This window comes from Pseudomonas sp. B7 (genome assembly GCF_016735645.1).
Classification (GTDB): Bacteria; Pseudomonadota; Gammaproteobacteria; order Pseudomonadales; family Pseudomonadaceae; genus Aquipseudomonas; species Aquipseudomonas glycinae.
This window is the reverse complement of record NZ_JAERRE010000005.1, coordinates 336,681-361,806: the sequence shown is the minus strand read 5'-3', so window position 1 is coordinate 361,806 and position 25,126 is coordinate 336,681. Positions and strand designations below refer to the sequence as shown.

Here is a 25,126-nt window from a genome sequence, read left to right as displayed (position 1 = left end):
TGCGAAGCATAGGCCGCTTTTGCATGCTCGAAACCTGTCAACTCTGACAGCTATTCGACATCTATTCATGATGTTGAAATCCACTTCAAGAAGGTCTCTCGCTGCTTGGCTGGTGAGTTTGGGCATTGGGCCTGAAGACCAACTTGTGAGGTAGGAACACATGGAGCTTAAAAAAGCGCTCGTGCTTTTGATGACGCTATCCATCGCGTCTTGTCAGACCCTGGAACAGACACAAGCCCCACCGCAAACGTCAGTAAATCGAGCGGGTATCAGTCAGACTTCATTGACCGCTTCGCAGAGTGGCGCACAAGTCGCAGCGACTCTAACTGCCAACTATTCGAATGACAGCCCAACCTGCGGAACTCTGGCGGCATTCGACTGTTCTGGCGTAGTTATAAGAGGGACTGTCCCTTCTCCGAATTACTTTTCATGGAATCCCAGTCCCGTTTCACAACGGAATGGAGGGGTATCGGCCTCTTACTTGCGCAAAGATTCAAAATTTTCGAGGCTTGCTTATGGAATGACAAACGGATTTATCGTGGCACCCCTCGCAGAAGCTTTACCCGGCAAAATCCAGTTGAAACCTCTTTGCAGTTTCCCTATCGATGGCTGGACACAGCGTCGACTAACGCCCTGTGGAGCCCACCCAGACCATCCCAATCAAAGCCGAAGCTGCGAGATTATCGGAATCGATACTGCCGAAAAATGGATGGCTCATTGGGCCTCTGCTCCAGGCGGTTATCCGCACACCTATCAATGCGGATTCAATGTAGTTAAAGCCACGCCGGCTGCCGATCGGTTTTACCAGACCATTCGCGCAAGAAACATGCTGGGACCCGAGTGGTTCGGTGAGCAAAATGAACTGGTTTTAGAAACGTGGCCACAAAACATTCCCGATCAATTACCCATTCTGGCGTTTTTCTATACCACGACTGGCTTGGCTGGCGCGCAACACGACCAACGCGATTTTTTCAAAGCAACCAATGGAATGTTTAAGCCAATCATCAAAATCACACTACCAACCTCCGCCTCAGGCAATGCCACTTTTACATTCAACCCGGCAGACCAGGCGGAAGAGGAATGTACGCCTAACCCTGAAAACGCCTGCTAAGAGCTGGATCTCAGGCCAGCAGTTCCTGAATCTTCTCCTGCAACACATCCAGATCGAACGGTTTTTCCAGGATCGGTGCACGACGAGTGATCGGACTGCCGGTCTCACGGATTTCCTGCGGATAGCCGCTGATGAAGATCACCTTCAGATCAGGGCGCAATTTGACGGCAGGTTCGGCGATCTGCACGCCGGAGATCCCGCCAGGCAGGCGGAAATCAGTAATCAACATGTCCAGATGCGGCTTGCTCGCGAGAATCTCGAACGCCTGCTCGCCGTTTTCGGCCTGCAATACGCGATAGCCCTGGCCTGACAAATAATCGGTCAGGACCATCAGGATCACCGGTTCGTCCTCGACGACGAGTACTACATCTTGTGCATCTACGCTCATGGGAAGCCTTTGTTCGGTCAATAGCTGCTGATACGACCGTGTGGTCACTCAGAGGTTGCGTTTGTTTTGCCGTTTTCCTGGAGCGGCAGACAAACGCGAAACAGGGCGCCCTCGTTGATCTTGCTTTCGACGACGATGGAGCCGCCATGGGCGGCGACGATCTGCTCGGAGATGAACAGCCCCAGCCCGAGGCCGGCCACCACCGTTTTGGCGGAAACCCGTTCGAACTGTTGAAAAATGCGTTTCTGGTTCTCCTCGCTGATGCCGATGCCCTGATCCTGAACTTCAACCCGGGCTTCATTGCCTTCGCGATAGACCCGTACCTGGATCGGACTTTTACCGCCATAACGCAAGGCGTTGGTCAGCAGGTTCGACACCACCTGCTCAATGCGGAATTCGTCCCACTGGCCTTCCACCGGTTCGGCGGCAGTGAAACTGACCTCAGTCTCGGCGGCCTCGATCTGTTGGGCGAAATTCTCCAGCAGACTGCCCACCAGCTGCGCGAGGTCGAAGCGACTCGGTCGGATCGACAGCTTGCCGGTGCGGATCCGCGACACGTCGAGCATGTCCTCGATCAAGCGGATCAGGCTTTTGATCTGGCGCTCGTCGCGGTCGACCATGGCGTGCATCTTGTCGAGGGTGAACGCGGCGGCGTTGTCCCGAGCCAGGTGCATCTTGCGCAGTTGGGTTTCGAGGATAAGGCCGTTAAGCGGCGTACGCACTTCGTGGGCGACGATCGACATGAAATCGTCGCGCATGCGTACCGCTTGCTCCAGTTCGCCCTGGGTGCTTTGCAGTTGCAGCAACAGCGCTTCCTGTTCGCGGCGGCTCTGCTCGAGGGCTTCGACCTGTTGCTTCATCGCCTTGCTCTGGCGGTAAAGGTCGACGAAGACATTGACCTTGCTCTTCACCGCGTGGATATCCAGCGGTTTGTGCAGGAAGTCTACCGCGCCGCTTTCATAGCCCTTGAACGCGTAATTGAGTTCACGGCCGGCAGCGCTGACGAAGATGATCGGGATGTTCTTGGTTTTCTCGGTGCCGCGCATCAGCTCGGCCAGTTCGAAGCCGTTCATGCCGGGCATCTGCACGTCGAGAATGGCCATGGCGAATTCGTGTTGCAGCAGCAGCGACAGCGCTTCGTCCGCCGATAACGCTTTATAGACGGTGCGGTCTTCGCGTTTGATCAGCGCTTCGAGGGCCAGCAGGTTCTCGGGCAGATCGTCGACGATCAGCAGTTTTGCCTGGATATTACTCAGCATGCGATTCGTTCCAGCTCGACAAGCAGACGGCCGATGCCGTGTATGGGAAGTATGTAATCCGGTTGATGCGTTTTCAGTGCCGCGCGAGGCATGGTGGCGACCTGCGCCTCGTCGGGGTCCTGCACGATGGTCAGGCCGCCCAGGCGTTTGACTTGCGCCAGGCCCCGCGCGCCATCGTGGTTGGCGCCGGTCAGCAACACGGCGGCCAGCGCCGGCCCGTAGGCATCGGCGGCGGATTCGAACAGGAAGTCGATCGAAGGCCGCGAATGATGCAGGCGGTCTTCAAGGCTCAGCGACAGGCTGAAGTCCTGCTCCACCGACAGGTGATAACCCGGCGTCGCGAAGTACACGGTGCCCGGTGTGATGTCCTGCTTGTCGATGGCTTCTGCCACCGGCAGCGCCACTCGCCGGGCAAACACCTCGGCGAGCTGACTGCGGCGCTCTTCCGGCAGATGCAGCACGATAATGATCGGCAGTCCGAACCCGGCCCTCAAGGAACCGAGCATCGTCAACAAAGCCTCGACGCCACCGGCGGAAGCTCCGACCACAATCGCCTCGACCCGAGGCAAATCCGCTGCACTGTTCATGATTTGCGGTAGATCCGTTCTTGTTTCACCAGCGGCTCGAACTGGTTGGAGTAGCCGGAAAAATCCAAAGTTTCCTTGCTGCCCAATACCAGGAATCCACGATGGCACAACGACTCATGGAACAATCCGAACGCTCGATCCTGAAGTTTTTTATTGAAGTAAATCAACACGTTACGACATGAAATTAATTGAGTTTCGGAGAATACACTATCGGTCGCCAGGCTGTGATCGGCGAAGGTCACGTTTTCGCACAGGCTCTTGTCGAAAATCGCGTAGCCATAGGCAGCAGTGTAGTAGTCGGCGAACGAGCGCTGGCCGCCGGCCTGCTGGTAGTTGGCGGTGTAGGCGCGCACGTTTTCCATCGAAAAGATCCCCTGCTTGGCCTTGTCCAGCGAGCGCGGATTGATGTCGGTGGCATAGATGATCGTGCGGTCGAGCAGGCCTTCTTCACGCAGCAGGATCGCCATCGAGTAGACCTCCTCGCCGGTGCTGCAACCGGCGATCCAGATCTTGATCGACGGATAGGTCTTGAGCAGCGGCACCACCTCCTGACGGATCGCCAGGAAGTGCGACGGATCGCGGAACATCTCGCTGACCGGGATCGTCAGCAATTGCAGCAACTGCATGAACGCCGTCGGGTCATGGAGGACTTTCTCCTGCAGGGCCGAGATGGTCGCGCACTCGAACTGGCTCAGCGCATGTTGCACCCGGCGCTTGATCGAGGCGCCGGAGTAATCGCGAAAGTCATAGCTGTACTTGAGATAAATTGCCTCAATCAACAGCCGCAGTTCGATTTCACTGTTTCGTTCAACGGGATTACTACGTTCCACTAAATGCGTTCCATCTTCGGCAACCACACGCGAATCAGCGAGAACAGGCGATCCAGGTCAATGGGCTTGGCCAGGTAATCATTGGCGCCCGCCTGCAGGCAGCGCTCCTGATCGTCCTTCATGGCCTTGGCCGTCACCGCGATGATCGGCAGCTTGCGCCAGCGCGGATCCTTGCGGATTTCCATGGTGGCTTCGAAACCATCCATTTCCGGCATCATCACGTCCATCAGCACCAGGTCGATGTCCTCGACTTCATTCAGTTTTTCAATCGCTTCACGACCGTTTCGGCCGATCACCACGACTGCACCCTTGGTTTCCAGCGCACTGGTCAGGGCGAAGATGTTGCGAACATCGTCGTCCACCAGCAGCACTTTGCGGCCTTCGAAGACCTTGTCGCGACTGCGGGCGGTCTTGAGCATCTTCTGCCGTTCATGGGACAACTGCGATTCGACTTTGTGCAGAAAGAGTGTGACCTCGTCCAGCAGACGCTCTGGCGAGCGGGCGCCCTTGATGATGATCGAACGCGAATACTTGCGCAGGTCGGCCTCTTCGTCGCGGGTCAGGTTACGCCCGGTATAGACGATGACAGGCGGGAACGAGCAGATGTCCTCGGTGGACATGCGTTTGAGCAGGTCGTTGCCAAGCATGTCCGGCAGCTTCAGGTCGATGACCATGCAATCGAAGATCGTCGTGCGCAGTAGCTCCAGTGCGTCCTGCGCCAGGCCGACGGCGGTGATTTCGATGTCGTCGTCGCCGATCAGCCGAGCGATGCTTTCCCGTTGCAGATCGTCGTCCTCGACCAGCAGCACGCGTTTGACCTTCTGGGTGAGCTTCGCTTCAAGACGGGCGAACACGTCCTTGAGCTCTTCACGGGTAGTCGGCTTGACCGCGTAACCGATGGCGCCCATGTGCATGGCCGCTTCGACGCGGTCTTCCACGGAAATCACGTGCACCGGGATATGCCGGGTTTCGGCGTGTTCTTTCAGGCGTTGCAGAACGGTCAGGCCCGAATGGTCCGGCAGGCGCATGTCCAGCAGGATTGCGTCCGGCACGAACTCTTTCGCCAGGTCATAGCCTTCATCGGCGCCGTGGGCAACCAGGCACTGATAACCCAGTTCATGGGCGAGGTCGTAGAGGATATGGGCGAAATTCGGTTCGTCTTCCACCACCAGAATGCAGCGGGTATTGAACGGCGCTTTATCGCGGTCATCGTTGAAGCGCGGAATCTCGACAGAGGCCAGCGGCGAAACCGCTACAGCGGATGCCATGACCGGAGCGGCGGCTGGCGGGCTGAACGTCAGCGGCGCGACAGGCGCGTCGCCCGGTTCGCGGTAGTGCTGCGGCAGCACCAGGGTGAAGACACTGCCCTGCCCCGGCGCGCTGCTGACGCTGATCGAGCCGCCCAACAGCGTCGCCAGATCCCGGGAAATCGACAGGCCCAAGCCAGTGCCGCCGTATTTGCGGTTGGTGGTGCCGTCGGCCTGACGGAAGGCTTCGAAAATGCTTTCCTGCTGGTCTGCCGCGATCCCGATACCCGAATCGCGCACGATGAAGGCGATGCGGCCGTCCGGCTGACCGGCAATGGTCAGACTGACGGTGCCGTGCTCGGTGAATTTCACGGCGTTGGACAGCAGGTTCTTGATCACCTGTTCCAGACGCTGGCGGTCGGTGAACAGCGTACTCGGCGCATCGGGCTGCAACTGGACACTGAATGCGAGTTGCTTGTCTGCCGCCAGCGGTTCGAACATCCCGCGCAAACCGTCGGCCAGGCGCGCGACACTGGTGTTTTCCGGCATCACTTCGAGCTTGCCGGCTTCCACCTTGGAAATATCGAGAATGTCGTTGATCAGGTTGAGCAGGTCGTTGCCGGCGGAATAGATCGACTCGGCAAACTTGACCTGCTCGGCGCTGAGGTTTTCCTGCGGGTTTTCCGCCAGCAGCTTGGCCAGGATCAGCGAACTGTTCAGCGGCGTGCGCAGTTCGTGGGACATGTTGGCGAGGAATTCGGATTTGTACTTGCTCGAACGCTGCAACTCTTCGGCGCGTTCTTCGAGCTGCACCTGCGCCTGATTGAGCTCGGTGTTCTTCTGATCCATGGCGTCGCGCTGCTCGGCCAGGGTCTGGGCCTGTTCGGCCAATTGTTCGTTGGTCTGCTCCAGCTCGACTTGCTGGGTTTCCAGATGCGCCTGGGATTCCTTGAGAATCCGCGACTGTTCTTCCAGCTCTTCGTTGGCGGTTTTCAGCTCTTCCTGTTGTACCTGCAACTCTTCGTTGAGTTGCTGGGTTTCGGCCAGTACTTCCTGCAAACGTTGGCGATAACGCGCCGCTTCGATGGACGTACCAATGTTGCCGGCGATCAATTCCAGCAGCGCCACATCGCGATCGGTGAGCGGACGCAGGAAACCGAGCTCAATCACGCCGTTGACTCGTTCGTCATCACTGGTAGGCACCACCAGCACACTGTGCGGCAGGCCTTCGCCCAAGCCGGAACTGACCTTGAAGTAGTCGGACGGCACCGAATCGAGACGAATCAACCGCGCCTGCTGAGCGACCTGCCCGACCAGACCTTCTTCGCTGTAGATCGATTGGTTCTGTTGTTCCTGTTCGCGGGAGAAGCCATAAGTCGCAACGCGTTTGAGGCCGCCATGTTCCTCGCGCACATACAACGCGGCCACGGCGCTGCCGAGATACTGGGCGCAGAATTGCAGAATATTGCGCCCCAGCAGATTGACCGTCAGTTGCCCCAGCACTTGCTCGGCGAGCTGGGTCTGGCCGTTGCGCAACCAGGCTTGCTGTTCCAGACGTTTTGCACTGGCCTCTTGCGCCGCCAGGGTCGCGCCATAGCTTTGCGACAGGTTGACCAGATCGCGCCGACCGACATAGGCCAGCAGACCGCTGATACCGGCCACAAACAGCAGATAAAGGCTGATGCTCCAGATCGTGGTGCGGCGCACGTCTTCGTTGCGTGAAGCACGCAGCAACTGTTCGGTTTCAATTACATCTTCGAACTGTTTACGTATTTCGTCGGTCAGGCGCTTGCCCTTCCCCGCTTTGACCGCGGACTTGTAATCACCGCTCGCGCGTTGCAGATCGATCATCGACTGCGCATACGTCGCCCACTCGGTTTGCAGCGCCTGAAGACGACGCAGGCGGTCGGTTTGAGCCGGATTGTCGGCAGTCAGTTCGAGCAAGGTATTCAGAGCCACAGCAATGCGAGGCTTGGCCGTCTCGTACGGATCGAGGAAATGCTCGTCGCCGCTGAGCAGATACCCGCGCATGCCGGTTTCCAGATCCACGGTGAGTTTCACCGCTTCGTTGGCGTTATTGATCACCCGGTCGGTGTGCTCCACCCACTGGATAACCGACAACAAATAGGTGATCAGCGAAACGAAGAACACGGCACTGATGACGCCGACGCCCAACGGCAAACTGACGTTGCGGCTCAGGAGTTTGCGGAACCGTTGCTCATCAACCGAAGACGGAGAGGACATGTGGCAGCCTTGTCGAACTGTTGAAAACCAGGGAGTTTGCCCCAAAACGGCGGTATGGATCCATTTTTCTCACTGCTTTAGTACTGTTTTCCTACATTTGCCTACGCCGAATCGCGGGCCTACAGGTATCCTTGCCCGCCCGTTTGCGCCTATTCTTTTTTTGTATCCACTCGGGAACTTGTGGCCATGCGCCACTTACTCATGCAAGAGCCCGGCATTTTTGATCGACCGGCGCCCCCCCCCCCATTCTTGAGAGCCGCCATTATGTCCAGCCCTGTGTCCACCATCCTTGTAGTAGAAGACGATGCCATCGTGCGCATGCTGATCGTCGACGTGCTGGAGGAATTGGAGTTCAAGGTTCTGGAGGCGGATGGCAGCGAGCAGGCACTGGACATCCTCAAGGATGTGAATCAGCACATCGACCTGATGATGACTGACGTTGGTCTGCCGATCATGGATGGCCGCCAACTGGCCACCGAAGCTCGCAACATTCGCCCGGCCCTGCCGATTTTGTTTGCCAGTGGTTATGCCGAGGCCATTGAAGTGCCGGCGGACATGCATGTGATCGGCAAGCCGTTTTCAATCGATCAGTTACGAGACAAAGTCAAAGCCGTACTTGAGTGTTCCTGAAAGTTTCAACTTCCATTCCCGAACTATTCAAAGGGCGGATCCCGGGTCTGCCCTGACCAACTTTGAAACCAACTACAACTGTTCATCAGCCGCAGAACAAAACTATTCTGCGGCCGTTCCGTAGTTGTGTTTTTTACGCACCACCAACTTTCGCATAACTGCCGAGGACAACTAATTCAGAATATAAATCAAGGACAAATTGCTTATGCAACTTGCACAGGGCACAAGCCTGCTGGATATAGACGACGCTACATTCGATTTCGGGAATGTTGCCTCGCGTCGAAAGCTTGATCAAACAGAAAAATCCAGCATTGCTTCAAGCCTCTCTACCCTTGCAGGAAAACGCCCGGACACTGAACTCATCGACTTGCGCGACACCACGGTGCCCCGTTTGTCCGGCACGACGTTTGATAATGCCCTGGAATTTGCCCGCGTCGCTTTGTCAAAGATGCTTGAAACCGAGGACTTTGCTTTCCTTGCGCAGAAACATTCCCTGCCTGATGACACTGTTGTCTGTATTGATGAGCAGGCCAGACTCAGGATCCTGATCAAGGATGGATGGGTTGATATCACCAACGACCCCGCCATTAGCACCGACTTGCTCAATGACATCCTGATGTTGGGGGACTGCGCGGTAAAAACCGGCGGCTGTGTTTTTTCCGGGGAGTTTTTTGCAGTCGATCAGTGGCTTCGCTTTCATGAATACACCCTGCCCGGCAATGTTGAACAAGTGCGTAATCTGGTCGAGTTTCTTCAGTTCGAAATTCCGCAAAGCCCGGATACAGCCGACTTTTATCAATTGCTGGGGGAACCCGTCGACTCGCCTTTTCACCTGTCGGCAGAGGCACGCAAAACCATCACGCTGGTCACTGACGAACTCACGCAAGGTCAGTCCAGTCTGTTGAAGTTCATTGCAACGGACGATCTGCGCCAGGTGCCTGAAGTTGGTCGGCGCGAACGCGCGGCCGACTACCTGGAACGCTTTCTCGATTCGCCGAAAGCCAGGATGCTGGGTGAAGTTCTGCATCAGCGGCTGCAATGGCACCTGGAACAAGCTGACCGGGAAGTGGCGAAACGACAAATCAAATGTCTGGCAGCCACCGCGTTGATTCTGGATCTGAAAGTCGATGTCGAACGGCATGCGAAAACAATCGCCGGGTTTGCTCTGTATCAACCGGACAATGCTTTGAGGCCCCCTTCGCAGGTGGTGCAGGCATTTGAAAAACAACTGATCGTCGAAACGCAGCTGGAACCTGAACTGGGGCCTTTGGCCGCACACCTGTTGCTGGCAGGCGCGGCACCCCAGTTCCTCGTTCAGCAAATGCCCGTCGAATTGACGATCGGCAAGCCTGGCTGGGTCATTCTGTCCCAGGCGGTCGCACTGATTGAGCTCGCTGCGCCCGGCGCTTCGCGCCTGATGACCTACGCCCGGGTGAAGGCATTTTCTGAACTGTCGCCCGTCAGTAGCGCTCAACGTGCGATGCACGAACTGGCAACCATCACACCGGTTATCCAGTGGGCAATGCTCAACGGTGTCTTGCCTGCGACGATGGAAAATGAATATGACGTAGATGCCTTCATCATCGCCGCCAACCGTTTCAGCGAATATGCCGAAGCATTGAATGAGGTCGAAACAGGTATTTCGGTTGTTCCGCCTGATCGACGGGAGTTGGCACTGCAAGCGCTGAAACGCGTTTTGCCGGCAGGCGATTATCTTGAACAACGAGTATTCAAAGCCAGGTTCGACCCGTCATTGGGTGAACGCAACATTCTGGAATGGTTACTGCTTTATCATCCTGTCAGCCTGAGTAATGCAAACGGCGAACATTCAAAAATAGAGAGACTCCGTGTTTCGATTCTCGACCTCTACCTGTCAGGTGATCTGGTCGTTGACGGCAAGTTGACGGACAAGTTCATAACCACCGAGGCATTCAATCCCCCCGCTAACGCCTTCTCACGGCTCGGCGAACTGGAACCAATCGACTCGCTGTTCGACGAGGTTTTTGAGCAATACCATCAAACTTTGCAGAAGAGCCTCCAGTCCATCATCAAAATGGCAGTGTCAAACTTGCCCAAACGTGACAGGACAATGCTGGCCAATGGTTTCATCACGTTATATACCGTTCGAAAGTCGGTAAACACGCTCAATCCATTTGAAGAAACCCAACGCCATCGCAATGCTGCCAAGGGGCGTTACGGCATTATTCTGGGCTGCCAAAACGGTAAGGCATTCCATTGTTATGAACTGTTCTCTCTCAGGGGACTTTGTCGCGAGCGTCCGGAGCTGGCCGACATGTTGCGTTCCACCGGGGTTGTGTATGAAGAGCCTTCACTGTCCTACAAAGGCGCGGACACGGACTTTCAGCCCAAAAAACCCGAGCGCCAATGGCCTCTTGACCTCGATGCCTATCTCAATGGCAGCGAGCCGAAACACGGTGTGAAGTCTGGCGCGGTCGTGGAAAAGCTTTGGCATTTCACCCTGACGTCCGAGGCAGTGCATCCGGTTCCGCTTTTCTTTTCCGCAGCCTTCCAATCCTTGGCGCAGGGGGTACTGGGCAATCACCCGGTGGCCACTCGTGACGAACTGTATTCATCGTTGTACGCAAAGACCGAACTGCAGCAAATACGCGCCGAAAATGATCAGGTGAATGAAGCCATCATCAATGTCATCGTGCCTTTCAAGAAATGTATAGAGGACCTGCGATCCGGCGACGCGTCTCAAGTAACCGAGGGCATCGGCGGCTGCATTCTCGACGGTCTGGCGTTGCTGGGACTGGTTGTCGGTTTCGGTGCCACAATTGCCGGCATCGCCGGCAAGACCACCTCGACGACCGCCAAGGCTCTGAGCATTGCCAAGGCAGGGGCGCATTTTTCGGTGTCCATTTTCAACCCGCTGGACGGGTTGCCGACGTTGGCTGTGCAAGGTGGGCGCCTGGCCAAAAAGGGCGTGCTGCTTCTGAGCAAATACGGGCTGAACACTCTGGAAACCGCCACCGGCCAGTTGCGCAAACTGACTGGAAGCGCGCAATCCTACGATCTGGTCAAGGCTGCGCAGAAATCAGACCTGTTTCAGGGTACCTGGAAGGCTGCGAATAATCCGGGGGATGCGGTCAGTCTGTTGGCACTTCAGCGAAACAGTGACTGGTATGCACTGAATCACAGGGTTGGCGGTGCCTGGGGACCCAAGTTGAGAAACCTTAAAGCCTCGCCCTTGGCGCCGCTTCGCCGACTCTTCGGTCGCTCGAAACCCTTCAGTTATACCCGGGCCTATGTGAAAAGAGCCCTGCCGACAGCCAAATCAAAACTCGATAATGCTGTTCTGATGCTCCTGGATAACGACAACGCTGACATGCGCGCGGTGCTCAAGCACGTCTTTGGCAATGATTCCGATGAAGTACTCAGGCATGTGAAAGCCAATTTGCACAACATGCGCAACGATCTGGATTACGTCACGCTTGCCAACATGTCGTTCAAAAAAGGCTCGGAAGCCAACGCTGCGTTGCGGCCGCCGGTTTACAGGCGCTGGAAGGCCAGCGTCCTCGACGGCTCGTACTTGAAAAACCCTCCGGAGCGATTTCTGGTGATCTACCCCGACGGACTGGACGACTATTACCGTATGGCCAAGTACGACGATGGCCGGATTGGAGATGTGTTGGTTCATGAAATGGCTCACGGCGCGCCGGACACACTGGACTTGTATTACGGGCAATTGAAACAGGCCGGCGCCGGGCCTGCCGATATGGACGTGGCCGGATTGCTGGATTTCGCCAAGGATGCTCACAAAGCGCACCCTAAAAACCTTTCCAATCCGCATTTCCGGGCCACTCATGATGAGGGCTTCGAGTTGTTGGGGCTTATCGAAAATACGCTGCCGTCGCTCGTTAAAAAGCATCCGGCATTGCTCAACGCCGATTCCTACTCACTGGCGGTATCAATGCTCGATCAGGCACGGACACACCGGGAAACGTTCTTGCTCAATCTCGCTCGCATTCAGAACGGCTTGAAAAACACCAACAGGCTTGGCTTCATCGACGGCTCGTTGCGACTCAAACTGAGCAAGGCACCGATCTGATAAAAAGCGGATTGGCAGGCGCGCGCATTGTGTTCTAATTCGCGCGCCTTTTTTTGTCCCTTTGTCCCAGGAATCGTTACTCATGAGTCAGCCCGCAACCAAAGTCCTCGTCATTGGTTACGTCTGGCCGGAACCTCGCTCCTCCGCCGCGAGCGGACATGTGATGCAGATTCTCGAGACGTTCCTGCGACAAGGCTGGCAAGTTACCTTTGCCAGCCCGGCCGGTACCGGTGAGCACCGCGCCGATCTGACTGCGCTGGGCATTCACGAAGTACCGATCGAACTGAACAACAGCAGTTTCGATGTGTTTATCAGTGAACTGGCCCCGGACATCGTGTTGTTCGACCAGTTCATGATCGAAGAACAGTTCGGTTGGCGAGTGGAGAAACACTGCCCCGCTGCCTTGCGCGTTCTGGAAACGTCGGACCTGCAGAGCCTGCGGCATGCTCGACACCAGCGCTTGAAAGATCGACTGAAGCTCAGCGACGACGCCAACGATTTCCGAGGATTGTTTGCCCCGGCGCTCGCCGAAGAGTTCGAACTGATGGCCGAAACCGATCTGGCCAAGCGCGAGATCGCCGCGCTTTATCGTTGCGATCTGAACCTGATGATCTCGCCAGTGGAAATCGAGTTGCTGGTGCAACAGTTCAAGCTGCCACCGGAGTTGTTGCACTGGTGTCCGTTGATGGTCGAACCACTCGGCACACCGTCAAAACCCTTCGAGGAGCGCGCGCACTTCCTCAGTATCGGCAATTTCCGTCACGCCCCGAACTGGGACGCCGTTCTGTGGCTGAAGACGACAGTCTGGCCGCTGATTCGCGATCAACTGCCCAAGGCACAATTACATGTCTACGGCGCGTATACGCCGCCCAAGGCAACAGCGCTGCACAATGCGTCCCAGGGTTTTCACATCATGAACTGGGCGGAGGATGCATTGCAGGTCATGTCCGATGCCCGGATTTGCCTGGCCCCCCTGCGTTTCGGCGCCGGCATCAAGGGCAAGCTGATCGATGCCATGCTCTGCGGAACGCCCAGCGTGACGACGCCGATCGGTGCTGAGGGGATGCACGCGGATCATCTCTGGCCAGGAGCCGTGACGCAGTCGGCGCGGGCGTTCGCCGATGCAGCGGTTCAGCTCTACAAGGACGAGGTTCTGTGGCAAACAGTTCAAACTCAAGGAACCACGCTATTGCGTGATCGCTATCAACAAGCGATTCATGGCCCTGCTCTTATTGAGAAAATAAAATATTGCCGTGAACATCTGGCGCAACTAAGAAAAAACAACTTTACAGGCAGCATGTTGCGTCATCACGCACACAAGAGTACTCAGTACATGGCGCAGTGGATCGAAGCAAAAAACCGGAACACATGACACGACGGAAAACTATAAAAACAATCTCCAATAACTTGTATCAATCCACCAATAGCCATAAAAAAAGTTAAACGCTATAAACATCCTGCAAGTGCCATTCAAACAAAAAGTTTGGATGATCAACTAATCTTTAATTCAAGCAGGATGCATAAATGAGCACCAATAACTGGATGGGCGCAACGCCCGCCATTGATACACTGACAATCGCTGAACTGACATTGCCCGGCACCCACAACGCAGGCAGTGACTGGCGCGCCGACTACCCGCTCTCCCCGTCTCGCCATTGGCTGGTATGTCAGCACGATACCTTTTACGCCCAACTGCACAATGGTTCCAGAGCGCTGGATATTCGCCTGAGCTATGAAGCCAGTGCGGAAGGTCCAAAAAAATTCATTCTTCACCATAATGGTTTTCGAAACTCTCGGACATTAGGGCAACTGATCAACGACGTAGAACTTTTTCTGCAAAAAAACCCTGACGAGTTCATTGTTCTTGATTTCCACAAACTTGATGGCAAAGACTTCGACCACGACTACTTCAATAAAATAATGAGCAGTTTTCTCGGGCATCGACTGATCCCGCGCTGGAACGCGGCCCTGAGCCTGCGGGAGCTGAAGCGCGCCAGCCCGCAACAGCGAGTGTTCGCTGCCGGTCCAGGCATAGAACTTGATCACACGATATTCCACGATTATGTAAGCCATAAGTGGTCAGGCACCGATACGACTACGCCTGACGAGCTGAAGGCGTTCATCGGTAGTGTCATGCAGAATCCACCGGGCTCCTGGCGTCCCTGGTCGTTGTCCGCCACCAGTTATACCTACCTGGGCGGTCCCGTCGACATCCATGACCAGTTGAACGAATGGTTCGATCTGGACAACAGTGACTGGGCATTGAAGTGCAACATCATCAATGTCGACTTCATCGAAGAGTCGGACCTGGTAGAGATTTGCCGGATTGCCAACTTGATGAAAGCCCGAGAACGGGCGCTCTGAGCGGCAATGGAAACTGGCGCAACCGACGAGGAACGAGGCATGATCACCGGGCGATAACAATAAAAGCGCTCTGCCATGACCCGAACAGCCCGCGTGACTGACCCTTCTTATGAGCTGATGGATGACCACAACGGGTTGTCCATCATCTATCGCCAGCACGGTTTCCCCTGCCCGCTGGTGCGCTGGCATTTTCACAAGGAGTACGAACTGCACCTGATCGTCGCCAGTTCGGGCAAGGTGTTCATCGGCGACTACATCGGCAACTTCTATCCACAGACCCTGTTCCTGACCGGCCCGAATCTGCCGCATAACTGGATCAGCCAGGTGGCCGAAGATGAAGTGGTCGAGAAACGCGACATGCTGGTCAACTTCACCGATGAACTGTTCGAAAGCGGCCATCAGGTATTCGCCGAACTCAAGACCCTGGCACCGCTGCTCGAACGTGCGCAGTACGGCATCGAATTCCGCTCGCCGCAGACAATTCGCCAGGCCATGACCCTGATGCAACGCATCGCCGATTCAACCGGCATCACCCGTCTCGGGCACTTTTTCATCCTGATGGAATTGCTGGCGGCGTGCGACGACTACCAACTGCTGTCCGGCGCAACCACCCCGCAACTGGCCGACGAGCACAACATCGACCGCACCAACCGCGCGGTGGATTACATCTTCGCCCACTACGCCCGCGAGCTACCCCTTGAGGAAGTCGCCGAGCACCTGGGCATGAAACCCACCTATTTCAGCCGCGTGTTCAAGCAGGCCACCGGGCGCAATTTCATCGAATTCGTCAATCGCCTGCGCATCAGCAAATCCTGCGAGTTACTGGCCGATGGCGACAAACCGGTGACCGAGGTGTGTTTCGAGTCGGGCTTCAACAATATTTCCAATTTCAATCGGCGCTTTCAGCAGCTCAAAGGCATGACGCCATCGCATTACCGGCGGCTGGTGGTGCAGCGCCTGACCGAGCAAAACCACGGCTGAGCAGGAAAATCTGTACGGTTTCGCGCCCTTCGCCATGCTGAAACGCCCTTCCCTGCGGTTATCGCGCCAATCCCGAGTGCAAAAAAGTATCGATTCAAGTGCTAGGGATGATTTGTCAGCCCTTCGTCAGAAGGCTGTAATCAGTGCACATTCTTCCCCCGCCGGAAGAACACAAAAACAATAACTGTCCTTCTGCCCCCCGCCGGGTGCAGAAAAGGAGTGCACGATGCAACCCACTGCAAAAGCTCTGCTGGCCCTCACCTGCATGACCCTCAGCAGCGTCAGCCTTGGCGCCCAGACCCTGACCATCGCCACCGTCAATAACAGCGACATGATCCGCATGCAAAAGCTCTCGAAAACCTTCGAGACCGAGCATCCGGACATCAAGCTCAATTGGGTGGTGCTGGAAGAAAACGTCCTGCGTCAGCGCCTGACCACCGACATCGCCACCCAAGGCGGTCAGTTCGACGTGTTGACCATCGGCATGTACGAAGCCGCACTCTGGGGGGCCAAGGGTTGGCTGGAGCCGATGAAGGATCTGCCGGCCAGCTACGCCCTCGATGATGTGTTCCCGTCCGTACGCGAAGGCCTGTCAGTCAAGGGTTCGCTGTACGCCCTGCCGTTCTACGCCGAAAGCTCGATCACCTATTACCGCACCGACCTGTTCAAGGACGCCGGCCTGACCATGCCGGAGCGCCCGACCTGGGAACAGATCGCCGGCTTCGCCGAAAAGCTCACCCACAAGGACAAGGAACAGTACGGCATCTGCCTGCGTGGCAAGGCTGGTTGGGGGGAAAACATGGCGCTGATCACCACCGTGGCCAACGCCTATGGCGCGCGCTGGTTCGATGAGCAATGGAAACCGGAATTCAGCGGTCCGGAATGGAAAAACGCGCTGAACTTCTACGTCGACACCATGAAGAAATCCGGCCCGCCGGGCGCCTCCAGCAACGGTTTCAACGAGAACCTCGCCCTGTTCAACAGCGGCAAATGTGCGATCTGGGTCGATGCCAGCGTCGCCGGCTCGTTCGTCACCGACAAGACCCAAAGCAAGGTCGCCGATCACGTCGGCTTCACCTACGCGCCGCATCAGGTCACCGACAAAGGCTCGGCCTGGTTGTACTCGTGGGCGCTGGCGATTCCGACCAGCTCCAAGGCCAAGGACGCCGCCAAGCAATTCAGCGCCTGGGCTACCTCCAAAGAGTACGGCGAACTGGTCGCCAAGACCGACGGCATCGCCAACGTACCGCCGGGCACTCGCGCCTCGACCTACAGCGACGCTTACATGAGCGCCGCACCGTTTGCCAAAGTCACGCTGGAATCACTGAAAGCGGCCGACCCGAGCAAACCGACCCTCAAACCGGTGCCGTACATCGGCATTCAACTGGTGACCATTCCCGAGTTTCAGGGGATCGGCACACAGGTCGGCAAGCTGTTCTCCGCCGCACTGATCGGCCAGACCACGGTCGACCAAGCGCTGACCGCCGCCCAGCAAACCACCGAACGCGAGATGAAGCGCGCGGGTTATCCGAAGTAATCCTGCGCATTTCCATGTGGGAGCGAGCCTGCTCGCGATAGCGGTAATCCGGTCTCAATAAATGTGGCGGATGGACCACCCTCATCGCGAACAGGCTCGCTCCCAGAGTGGATCGAGTCTGCCTTTTAAAACGGTTGTGATCACCATGAATACTTCAACTGCCAAAGCCCACATCGACCTGTCGCAGCCCCGGCGCAAAAGCCGCGTGGCCAATCCCGGCTGGTTCCTGGTCAGCCCTTCGGTGGCCCTGTTGCTGCTGTGGATGATCGTGCCGCTGGGCATGACCGTCTATTTCTCGATGATCCGCTACAACCTGCTCGACCCGGGCACCAACGAATTCGTCGGGCTGGAAAACTTCACCTACTTTCTGACCGACTCCGGCTTCATGCCCGGTGCCACCAACACCTTATTGCTGGTAGGCAGCGTGCTGTTGATCAGCGTGGTGTTCGGCGTGTTGATCAGTGCGTTGCTGGAAGCCAGCGAATTCTTCGGTCGCGGCATCGTGCGAGTGATGCTGATTTCGCCGTTCTTCATCATGCCCACGGTCGGTGCGCTGATCTGGAAGAACCTGATTTTCCATCCGGTGTCCGGGATCCTCGCCTACCTCTGGAAACTGTTCGGCGCGCAGCCGGTGGACTGGCTGGCGCACTACCCGCTGCTGTCGATCATCATCATTGTCTCGTGGCAATGGCTGCCCTTCGCGATCCTGATCCTGATGACCGCCATGCAGTCCCTCGACCAGGAACAGAAAGAAGCCGCGCGCCTCGATGGCGCTGGCCCGATCGCGATCTTCTGGCACCTGACCCTGCCGCACCTGGCGCGGCCGATTGCCGTGGTGGTGATGATCGAAACCATCTTCCTGCTGTCGGTGTTCGCCGAAATCTTCACTACCACCAACGGCGGCCCCGGCTACGCGTCGACCAACCTCGCCTACCTGATCTACAACCAGGCGCTGGTGCAGTTCGACGTCGGGATGGCCTCGGCCGGCGGCCTGATCGCCGTGGTCATCGCCAACATCGCCGCGATCATTCTGGTGCGGATGATCGGCAAAAACCTGACTGACAAAGCCTGAGGCCTGCCATGACTCTTCAACAATCCCGCCGGCTGCAAAGCCTGCTGCTCGGCACGCTGGCCTGGGCCATCGCGATCATCATTTTCTTCCCGATCTTCTGGATGGTGCTGACCAGTTTCAAGACCGAAATCGACGCTTTCGCCACGCCGCCGCAGTTCATCTTCACGCCGACGCTGGAGAACTACCTGCACATCAACGAGCGCAGCGACTACTTCAGTTTTGCCTGGAACTCGGTGGTGATTTCCTTCAGCGCCACGGCTCTTTGCCTGCTGATCGCGGTGCCGGCGGCCTACTCGATGGCGTTCTACGAAACCCAGCGCACCAAAGGCACGCTGCTGTGGATGCTCTCCACCAAGATGCTGCCTCCGGTGGGTGTGCTGATGCCGATCTACCTGCTGGCCAAGAGTTTCGGCCTGCTCGACACGCGCATCGCGCTGATCGTGATCTACACGCTGATCAACCTGCCGATCGTGGTCTGGATGGTTTACACCTACTTCAAGGACATCCCCAAGGACATCCTCGAAGCCGCCCGCCTCGACGGCGCCACCCTCGCCCAGGAAATGCTCCGCGTGCTGTTGCCGATCGCCAAGGGCGGCCTGGCTTCGACCGTACTGCTCTCGCTGATCCTGTGCTGGAACGAGGCGTTCTGGTCGTTGAACCTGACCTCGTCCAAAGCCGCGCCACTGACCGCGTTGATCGCTTCCTACTCAAGCCCCGAAGGCTTGTTCTGGGCCAAGTTGTCGGCCGTCTCGACCCTGGCCTGCGCGCCGATCCTGATCTTCGGCTGGATCAGCCAGAAACAACTGGTGCGCGGCCTGTCGTTCGGTGCCGTGAAATAAGAACTCGCATGAGGAGCGCCACCATGGCCAACCTGAAAATCAAGAATCTGCAAAAAGGCTTCGAAGGTTTTTCCATCATCAAGGGCATCGACCTTGAAGTGAACGACAAGGAATTCGTGGTGTTCGTCGGCCCGTCGGGCTGCGGCAAATCCACCCTGTTGCGACTGATCGCAGGCCTTGAAGAGGTCAGCGGCGGCACCATCGAACTGGATGGGCGCGACATCACTGAAGTCAGCCCGGCCAAGCGTGATCTGGCGATGGTGTTCCAGACCTACGCGCTGTACCCGCACATGACCGTGAAGAAAAACATGTCGTTCGCCCTCGATCTGGCCGGCGTGCCGAAAGCTGAAGTCGAGAAGAAAGTCGGCGAAGCGGCGCGCATTCTCGAACTCGGACCGATGCTCGAGCGCAAGCCAAAACAGTTGTCCGGCGGCCAGCGTCAGCGCGTGGCCATCGGCCGGGCGATCGTGCGCAACCCGAAAATCTTCCTGTTCGACGAGCCGCTGTCCAACCTCGACGCCGCCTTGCGGGTGCAGATGCGTCTGGAACTGCTGCGCCTGCACAAAGATTTGAAAGCCACGATGATCTACGTGACCCACGATCAGGTCGAAGCCATGACCATGGCCGACAAGGTCGTGGTGCTCAATGGCGGCAAGATCGAACAGGTCGGCTCGCCGCTGGAGCTGTATCACCACCCCGCCAACCTGTTCGTCGCCGGGTTCCTCGGCACGCCGAAAATGGGTTTCCTCAAAGGCCAGATCGCCCGTATCGACGGCGCGAGCTGCGAAGTCTCGCTGGACGCCGGCACCCGCATCACCCTGCCGTTCAACGCGTCGAACCTGAGCGTCGGCAGCGCCGTGACTCTCGGCATTCGCCCGGAACATCTGGAACTGGCGCAAGCGGGCGATTGCACCCTGCAAGTTACCGCCGACGTCAGCGAACGACTGGGCAGCGACACCTTCTGCCACGTCAAGACCAACGCCGGCGAAGCCCTGACCATGCGCGTGCGCGGTGATCTGGCGAGCCGTTACGGCGAACAACTGAACCTGCACCTGGACGCCTCCCACTGCCATCTGTTCGATGCCAACGGCGTGGCGCTGACCCGCCCGTTGCGCGCGGCCGCCTGATTTCGAGACTGACCCGATGAAACTGAACCAGCAAAACCTCAACCGCCTGGCCGCCGAAGTGAAACTGCCGGCCTACAGCCTCAGCGACACCCGCCAAGGCATCGCCCACATTGGCGTCGGCGGCTTCCACCGCGCGCATCAGGCGTATTACACCGATGCGCTGATGAACACCGGCGAAGCACTGGACTGGGCGATTTGCGGCGTTGGCCTGCGCGCCGAAGACCGCCGCGCCCGCGACGATCTCAAGGAGCAGGACTACCTGTTCACCCTGTTCGAACTGGGCGACAGCGACGACACCGAAGTCCGGGTCATCGGCGCGATCCGCGACATGCTGCTGGCCGAGGACAGCGCCCAGGCGCTGATCGACAAACTCGCCGATCCGCAGATCCGCATCGTCTCGCTGACCATCACCGAGGGCGGTTATTGCATCGACGACAGCAACGGCGAATTCATGGCGCACCTGCCGCAGATTCAGCACGACCTGACGAACCCGCAACAGCCGAAAACCGTGTTCGGTTTCCTCTGTGCGGCGTTGGCCAAGCGGCGTGCGGCGGGCACTCCGGCGTTCACGGTGATGTCGTGCGATAACCTGCCGCACAACGGCGCGGTGACCCGCAAGGCACTGTTGGCCTTTACTGCTTCGCTGGATCCGGACCTGCACGACTGGATCGACGCCAACGTCAGCTTCCCCAACGCCATGGTCGATCGCATCACGCCGATGACCAGCATCGCCCATCGCCTGCAACTGGCGGACAAGCACGCCGTCGATGACGCCTGGCCGGTGGTCTGCGAACCGTTTGTGCAATGGGTGCTGGAGGACAAGTTCGTCAACGGCCGCCCGGCCTGGGAAAAGGTCGGCGTGCAGTTCACCGACGATGTTTCCCCCTACGAAGAGATGAAGATCAAACTGCTCAACGGTAGCCATCTGGCGCTGACTTACCTGGGCTTTTTGAAGGGTTACCGCTTCGTTCACGAAACCATGAACGACCCGCTGTTCGTGCGCTACATGCGCGCCTATATGGACCTGGACGTGACTCCGCAGCTGGCGCCGGTGCCGGGCATCGACCTCACCGAGTACAAGGACACGCTGGTGGCGCGGTTCTCCAATCAGGCGATTGCCGATCAGCTTGAACGGGTTTGCTCCGATGGCTCGTCGAAGTTTCCCAAGTTCACCATTCCGACGATCAATCGGTTGATTGCCGATGGGCGCGAGACCAAACGCGCGGCCTTGGTGGTGGCGGCCTGGGCCCTTTACCTGAAGGGCGTGGATGAAAATGGCGACACTTATTCGATTCCTGATCCTCGGGCGGCGTTCTGTCAGGGGTTGGTGGCAGAGGATGCTTTGATCACTGAGCGGTTATTGGGGGTTGAGGAGATTTTCGGGGTGGCGATACCGCGTTCGCCAGAGTTTGTTGCGGCGTTCGAGTGGTGCCTGAATAGCTTGCGTGAAGAAGGCGTCACTCGGACTCTCGAGCGTATTCTGGCCTGAAAAGCCCCTCACCCCAGCCCTCTCCCAGAGGGAGAGGGAGCCGATCGAGGTGCACTGTTGAGGTACATCGACCTGAACGTTTTGAGTCGAACTCAGGTTTTGAAACCGATACAAATCTGCTCCCTTTCCCCCCTCTCCCCTCTGGGGAGAGGGTTGGGGTGAGGGGTGGCTTTAGAAGTCGCCAAAAAACCAACAGGTTCACACCATGCACAAACAACAACTATTCCTCGGCATCGACTGCGGCACCCAAGGCACCAAAGCCATCATCCTCGACGCTGTCAGCGGTCAGGTTCTCGGCCAGGGCGCCGCTGCCCACACGATGATCAGCGGCGCCAACGGCCGTCGCGAACAGGACACCGCGCAATGGCTGGAAGCCTTCGCCCTCGCCACCCGCCGCGCTTTATTGGCGGCAAATATCGACGGCCAGTCGATCCAGGGCATCGGCGTTTCCGGCCAGCAACACGGCCTGGTGCTGCTCGACGACCAAGGCCAGGTCCTGCGCCCGGCCAAGCTCTGGTGCGACACCGAAACCACGCCTGAAAACGATCGCCTGCTGACTCACCTGGGCGGTGAACAAGGCTCGCTGGAACGCCTCGGCGTGGTCATCGCGCCGGGCTACACCGTCTCCAAACTGGTGTGGACCAAGGAACAGCATCCGGACGTGTTCGCCCGCATCGCACGAATTCTGTTGCCCCACGACTACCTGAATTTCTGGCTCACCGGCCGTGCGTGCAGCGAATACGGCGATGCGTCCGGCACCGGCTATTTCAACGTGCGCACCCGCCAATGGGATCTGCAGCTGCTGCGCGACATCGACGCCAGTGGCCGTCTGCAATCCGCGCTGCCCGAGCTGATCGACGCCCATCAAGCGGTGGGCACGATCCTGCCGGCGGTTGCCGAGCAACTGGGCATCAACCCCAACGCACAGGTCTCCAGCGGTGGCGGCGACAACATGATGGGCGCCATCGGTACCGGCAATATTCAGCCGGGCGCGATCACCATGAGCCTCGGTTCTTCCGGCACGGTGTACGCCTACGCCGAAGCGCCGAAGGTCAGCCCGGATGCGTCGGTCGCGACCTTCTGTTCGTCGAGCGGTGGCTGGCTGCCGTTGATCTGCACCATGAACCTGACCAACGCCACCGGCGCGATCCGCGAACTGTTCGACCTCGATCTCGACGCCTTCAACGCCTTGGTGGCCCAGGCCCCGATCGGCGCCGAGGGCGTGAGCATGCTGCCATTCCTCAACGGCGAACGCGTGCCTCCCCTGCCCCATGCCACCGGCAGCCTGCATGGCCTGACGATCGATAACCTGACGCAAGCCAATCTGTGCCGCGCCGCCGTCGAAGGCACCACCTTCGGCCTGCGTTATGGACTGGATCTGTTGCGCCAGAATGGTTTACAAAGCCGCAGCATTTGCCTGATCGGCGGCGGTTCGAAAAGCGCGGTGTGGCGGCAGATCGTCGCCGACATCATGAACACTCCGGTGATCTGCACCGAGCAAAGCGAAGCCGCAGCGCTGGGCGCGGCGATTCAGGCGGCGTGGTGCAAGTCGTGGTCGAACGGCCACGAAGACACCCTGGCCGATCTGTGCCAGCGCTGCGTGAAGCTCGACCTGAACAGTGAAACCCTGCCGGTTGCCGCGAATGTCGCGGCGTTCCAGCAGGCCTATGAACGCTATCGACTGCATGTCGCAACCTTATAAAGAGCAAACAACTATGTACCTGGTGTGTGGCGAAGCGCTGTTCGATTTCTTCAGCGAAGACGATGCCGGCGGGCAGGCGTCGAAAGTCAATTTCAAGGCGATTGCCGGTGGCTCGCCGTTCAACGTGGCGGTGGGTTTGCGCCGACTGGGCGTGGATTCGGCGCTGTTCGGCGGGTTGTCCACCGACTACCTCGGACGACGCTTGCAGCAAGTGTTGCAGGATGAAGGCGTACACCCGGATTATCTGGTCGATTTCGCTGCACCGACCACGCTGGCGATGGTCGCGGTGGGCGCCAATGGCTCGCCGCATTACAGCTTCCGTGGCGAAGGTTGCGCCGACCGCCAGTTGAGCCTGGCGCACCTGCCGACGCTGGGCCCTGAAGTGCGCGGTTTGCACTTCGGTTCCTTCTCGCTGGTGGTGCAGCCGATTGCCGATACCTTGCTTGCGCTGGTGCAGCGTGAAAGCGGCAAACGCCTGATCAGCCTCGACCCGAACGTGCGCCTCAACCCCGAGCCGAACATCGACCTTTGGCGCGAACGAATCGCTACGCTGGTGCCGTTGGCGGACTTGATCAAAGTCAGCGACGAAGACTTGAGCCTGCTGTACCCCGAACAAGATACGGCGCGCGTCATCGAAGGCTGGTTGCAGCATCGCTGCCAGGTGGTGTTCCTGACCCGTGGCGGTGAAGGCGCGACCGTGTTCAGCCGTGCCCACGGTTCATGGTCGGTGCCGGCTAGCTCGGTGAAAATTGCCGATACCGTCGGCGCCGGCGATACCTTCCAGGCCGCGCTGATCACCTGGCTGACCGAACATGAACTGGACTCGGTGGAAGGCGTGCAGCACCTGAGCCGCGAACAGATCGACGGCATGCTCAGGTTTGCCGTACAGGCCGCCGCCCTTACATGCAGTAAAACAGGTCCGGATTTGCCTTATCGCCACCAGTTGACCTGACCGCGTAGACTGGCGCCCTTTTTTGCACGACGGGATGACGGCTTTTGAATTCGCGGCGCACGGTTGGACTGTTGGTATTGGCGGCACTGTTGAGCGGTTGCGGAACATCGCCACCGCGCTCGCCGGAAAACCTCTGCGAGATTTTCCGCGAAAAGAGTGATTGGTACGACGCGGCGCAAGTTACGCAAAAGCGCTGGGGCGTACCGATCCAGGTGCCGTTCGCGATCATGTATCAGGAGTCCGGTTACCGCTACGACGCCAAGACGCCGCGCAAATACCTGTTGTGGGTGATCCCGTGGGGCCGGGTTTCGACGGCCTCGGGCTATGCCCAAGCCAAGGATGAAGTCTGGGCCGATTACCAGAAAAGCACCGGTCGCTACGGCGCCGATCGTGAAGACTTCGACGACGCCATCGACTTCGTTGGCTGGTACATGGACAAGACCACCTCGATCAACGGCGTGTACAAGTACGACGCCTACAACCAGTACCTCAACTACCACGAAGGCTGGGGCGGCTTTCGCCAGAAGACCTACGCCAGCAAGGCGTGGCTGATGCCGGTGGCGCGCAAGGTGCAGAACCGCTCGGACATGTACGGCCAGCAATACGCGGCGTGCAAGGATGATTTGAATCGCGGGTTCTGGAGCCGGTTCTGGCATTGGCTCTGATCCCAAGCCAAAAAAACCATCACGAGTTAA

General features: G+C 58.0%; 19 protein-coding genes. 14 read left to right on the top strand and 5 right to left on the bottom strand.

Annotation, left to right across the window (positions count from 1 at the left end):
• The first annotated feature begins 160 nt into the window (after positions 1-160).
• The gene (locus JKA62_RS14665; RefSeq protein ID WP_011334064.1) at positions 161-1,111 is read left to right on the top strand and encodes a hypothetical protein; all 951 of its coding nucleotides are present in this window, start codon (positions 161-163) and stop codon (positions 1,109-1,111) included.
• A gap of 10 nt (positions 1,112-1,121) precedes the next feature.
• Here JKA62_RS14665 and JKA62_RS14660 read toward each other — a convergent pair whose 3' ends face one another.
• The 5 genes from JKA62_RS14660 to JKA62_RS14640 are packed head-to-tail and all read right to left on the bottom strand — an operon-like array spanning position 1,122 to position 7,666.
• Complete coding sequence (locus tag JKA62_RS14660) at positions 1,122-1,499, bottom strand: response regulator (RefSeq protein WP_007954537.1); 378 nt, start codon at positions 1,497-1,499, stop codon at positions 1,122-1,124.
• Between the two features lie 44 nt (positions 1,500-1,543).
• Positions 1,544-2,758 carry a hybrid sensor histidine kinase/response regulator gene (locus JKA62_RS14655; protein ID WP_011334063.1) on the bottom strand — a complete coding sequence of 405 codons (1,215 nt, stop codon included), beginning with the start codon at positions 2,756-2,758 and terminating at the stop codon, positions 1,544-1,546.
• The gene (locus JKA62_RS14650) at positions 2,752-3,345 is read right to left on the bottom strand and encodes a chemotaxis protein CheB (RefSeq protein WP_011334062.1); all 594 of its coding nucleotides are present in this window, start codon (positions 3,343-3,345) and stop codon (positions 2,752-2,754) included. The genes JKA62_RS14655 and JKA62_RS14650 overlap by 7 nt, the downstream gene beginning before the upstream one ends.
• The gene (locus tag JKA62_RS14645; RefSeq protein ID WP_085603817.1) at positions 3,342-4,175 is read right to left on the bottom strand and encodes a CheR family methyltransferase; all 834 of its coding nucleotides are present in this window, start codon (positions 4,173-4,175) and stop codon (positions 3,342-3,344) included. The genes JKA62_RS14650 and JKA62_RS14645 overlap by 4 nt, the downstream gene beginning before the upstream one ends.
• Positions 4,175-7,666: a response regulator gene (locus JKA62_RS14640; RefSeq protein ID WP_201818380.1), complete on the bottom strand. Its 3,492-nt coding sequence runs from the start codon at positions 7,664-7,666 to the stop codon at positions 4,175-4,177. The genes JKA62_RS14645 and JKA62_RS14640 overlap by 1 nt, the downstream gene beginning before the upstream one ends.
• Before the next feature lie 264 nt (positions 7,667-7,930).
• Here JKA62_RS14640 and JKA62_RS14635 point away from each other — a divergent pair, with 264 nt between their 5' ends.
• The 13 genes from JKA62_RS14635 (at position 7,931) to JKA62_RS14575 (ending at position 25,096) form a co-directional block, all read left to right on the top strand.
• Positions 7,931-8,296: a response regulator gene (locus JKA62_RS14635; RefSeq protein ID WP_201818378.1), complete on the top strand. Its 366-nt coding sequence runs from the start codon at positions 7,931-7,933 to the stop codon at positions 8,294-8,296.
• 205 nt (positions 8,297-8,501) lie between these two features.
• A complete protein-coding gene (locus JKA62_RS14630) occupies positions 8,502-12,368 on the top strand; it encodes a hypothetical protein (RefSeq protein WP_201818376.1) in 3,867 nt (1,288 codons plus the stop codon).
• Between the two features lie 82 nt (positions 12,369-12,450).
• Entirely contained in the window at positions 12,451-13,740 is a 1,290-nt protein-coding gene (locus JKA62_RS14625; protein ID WP_201818374.1) for a glycosyltransferase, read from the top strand.
• A gap of 152 nt (positions 13,741-13,892) precedes the next feature.
• Positions 13,893-14,732, top strand: a complete 840-nt coding sequence (locus JKA62_RS14620; RefSeq protein WP_201818372.1) for a phospholipase — start codon at positions 13,893-13,895, stop codon at positions 14,730-14,732.
• 75 nt (positions 14,733-14,807) lie between these two features.
• Entirely contained in the window at positions 14,808-15,713 is a 906-nt protein-coding gene (locus JKA62_RS14615; protein ID WP_011334055.1) for an AraC family transcriptional regulator, read from the top strand.
• 226 nt (positions 15,714-15,939) lie between these two features.
• The gene (locus tag JKA62_RS14610; RefSeq protein WP_201818370.1) at positions 15,940-17,250 is read left to right on the top strand and encodes an ABC transporter substrate-binding protein; all 1,311 of its coding nucleotides are present in this window, start codon (positions 15,940-15,942) and stop codon (positions 17,248-17,250) included.
• A gap of 145 nt (positions 17,251-17,395) precedes the next feature.
• A complete protein-coding gene (locus JKA62_RS14605; protein WP_011334053.1) occupies positions 17,396-18,322 on the top strand; it encodes a carbohydrate ABC transporter permease in 927 nt (308 codons plus the stop codon).
• A gap of 8 nt (positions 18,323-18,330) precedes the next feature.
• Entirely contained in the window at positions 18,331-19,161 is an 831-nt protein-coding gene (locus JKA62_RS14600; RefSeq protein WP_007957423.1) for a carbohydrate ABC transporter permease, read from the top strand.
• Positions 19,162-19,184: 23 nt separating this feature from the next.
• A complete protein-coding gene (locus JKA62_RS14595) occupies positions 19,185-20,288 on the top strand; it encodes an ABC transporter ATP-binding protein (protein ID WP_041475265.1) in 1,104 nt (367 codons plus the stop codon).
• 16 nt (positions 20,289-20,304) lie between these two features.
• On the top strand, positions 20,305-21,777 hold the full coding sequence (locus tag JKA62_RS14590) for a mannitol dehydrogenase family protein (protein ID WP_201818368.1): 1,473 nt from the start codon (positions 20,305-20,307) through the stop codon (positions 21,775-21,777).
• A 205-nt stretch (positions 21,778-21,982) separates the two neighbouring features.
• Positions 21,983-23,479: a xylulokinase gene (gene xylB / locus JKA62_RS14585; RefSeq protein ID WP_201818366.1), complete on the top strand. Its 1,497-nt coding sequence runs from the start codon at positions 21,983-21,985 to the stop codon at positions 23,477-23,479.
• A gap of 13 nt (positions 23,480-23,492) precedes the next feature.
• Positions 23,493-24,431, top strand: a complete 939-nt coding sequence (locus JKA62_RS14580; protein ID WP_201818365.1) for a carbohydrate kinase family protein — start codon at positions 23,493-23,495, stop codon at positions 24,429-24,431.
• Positions 24,432-24,475: 44 nt separating this feature from the next.
• A complete protein-coding gene (locus JKA62_RS14575) occupies positions 24,476-25,096 on the top strand; it encodes a transglycosylase SLT domain-containing protein (RefSeq protein WP_011334048.1) in 621 nt (206 codons plus the stop codon).
• Positions 25,097-25,126 lie beyond the last annotated feature (30 nt).

Bases quoted from the DNA above. Each gene is read 5' to 3' on its own strand.
- JKA62_RS14665 (WP_011334064.1), top strand. From the start codon at position 161: ATGGAGCTTAAAAAAGCGCTCGTGCTTTTGATGACGCTATCCATCGCG.
- JKA62_RS14660 (WP_007954537.1), bottom strand. From the start codon at position 1,499: ATGAGCGTAGATGCACAAGATGTAGTACTCGTCGTCGAGGACGAACCG.
- JKA62_RS14655 (WP_011334063.1), bottom strand. From the start codon at position 2,758: ATGCTGAGTAATATCCAGGCAAAACTGCTGATCGTCGACGATCTGCCC.
- JKA62_RS14650 (WP_011334062.1), bottom strand. From the start codon at position 3,345: ATGAACAGTGCAGCGGATTTGCCTCGGGTCGAGGCGATTGTGGTCGGA.
- JKA62_RS14640 (WP_201818380.1), bottom strand. From the start codon at position 7,666: ATGTCCTCTCCGTCTTCGGTTGATGAGCAACGGTTCCGCAAACTCCTG.
- JKA62_RS14635 (WP_201818378.1), top strand. From the start codon at position 7,931: ATGTCCAGCCCTGTGTCCACCATCCTTGTAGTAGAAGACGATGCCATC.
- JKA62_RS14630 (WP_201818376.1), top strand. From the start codon at position 8,502: ATGCAACTTGCACAGGGCACAAGCCTGCTGGATATAGACGACGCTACA.
- JKA62_RS14625 (WP_201818374.1), top strand. From the start codon at position 12,451: ATGAGTCAGCCCGCAACCAAAGTCCTCGTCATTGGTTACGTCTGGCCG.
- JKA62_RS14620 (WP_201818372.1), top strand. From the start codon at position 13,893: ATGAGCACCAATAACTGGATGGGCGCAACGCCCGCCATTGATACACTG.
- JKA62_RS14615 (WP_011334055.1), top strand. From the start codon at position 14,808: ATGACCCGAACAGCCCGCGTGACTGACCCTTCTTATGAGCTGATGGAT.
- JKA62_RS14610 (WP_201818370.1), top strand. From the start codon at position 15,940: ATGCAACCCACTGCAAAAGCTCTGCTGGCCCTCACCTGCATGACCCTC.
- JKA62_RS14605 (WP_011334053.1), top strand. From the start codon at position 17,396: ATGAATACTTCAACTGCCAAAGCCCACATCGACCTGTCGCAGCCCCGG.
- JKA62_RS14600 (WP_007957423.1), top strand. From the start codon at position 18,331: ATGACTCTTCAACAATCCCGCCGGCTGCAAAGCCTGCTGCTCGGCACG.
- JKA62_RS14595 (WP_041475265.1), top strand. From the start codon at position 19,185: ATGGCCAACCTGAAAATCAAGAATCTGCAAAAAGGCTTCGAAGGTTTT.
- JKA62_RS14590 (WP_201818368.1), top strand. From the start codon at position 20,305: ATGAAACTGAACCAGCAAAACCTCAACCGCCTGGCCGCCGAAGTGAAA.
- xylB (WP_201818366.1), top strand. From the start codon at position 21,983: ATGCACAAACAACAACTATTCCTCGGCATCGACTGCGGCACCCAAGGC.
- JKA62_RS14580 (WP_201818365.1), top strand. From the start codon at position 23,493: ATGTACCTGGTGTGTGGCGAAGCGCTGTTCGATTTCTTCAGCGAAGAC.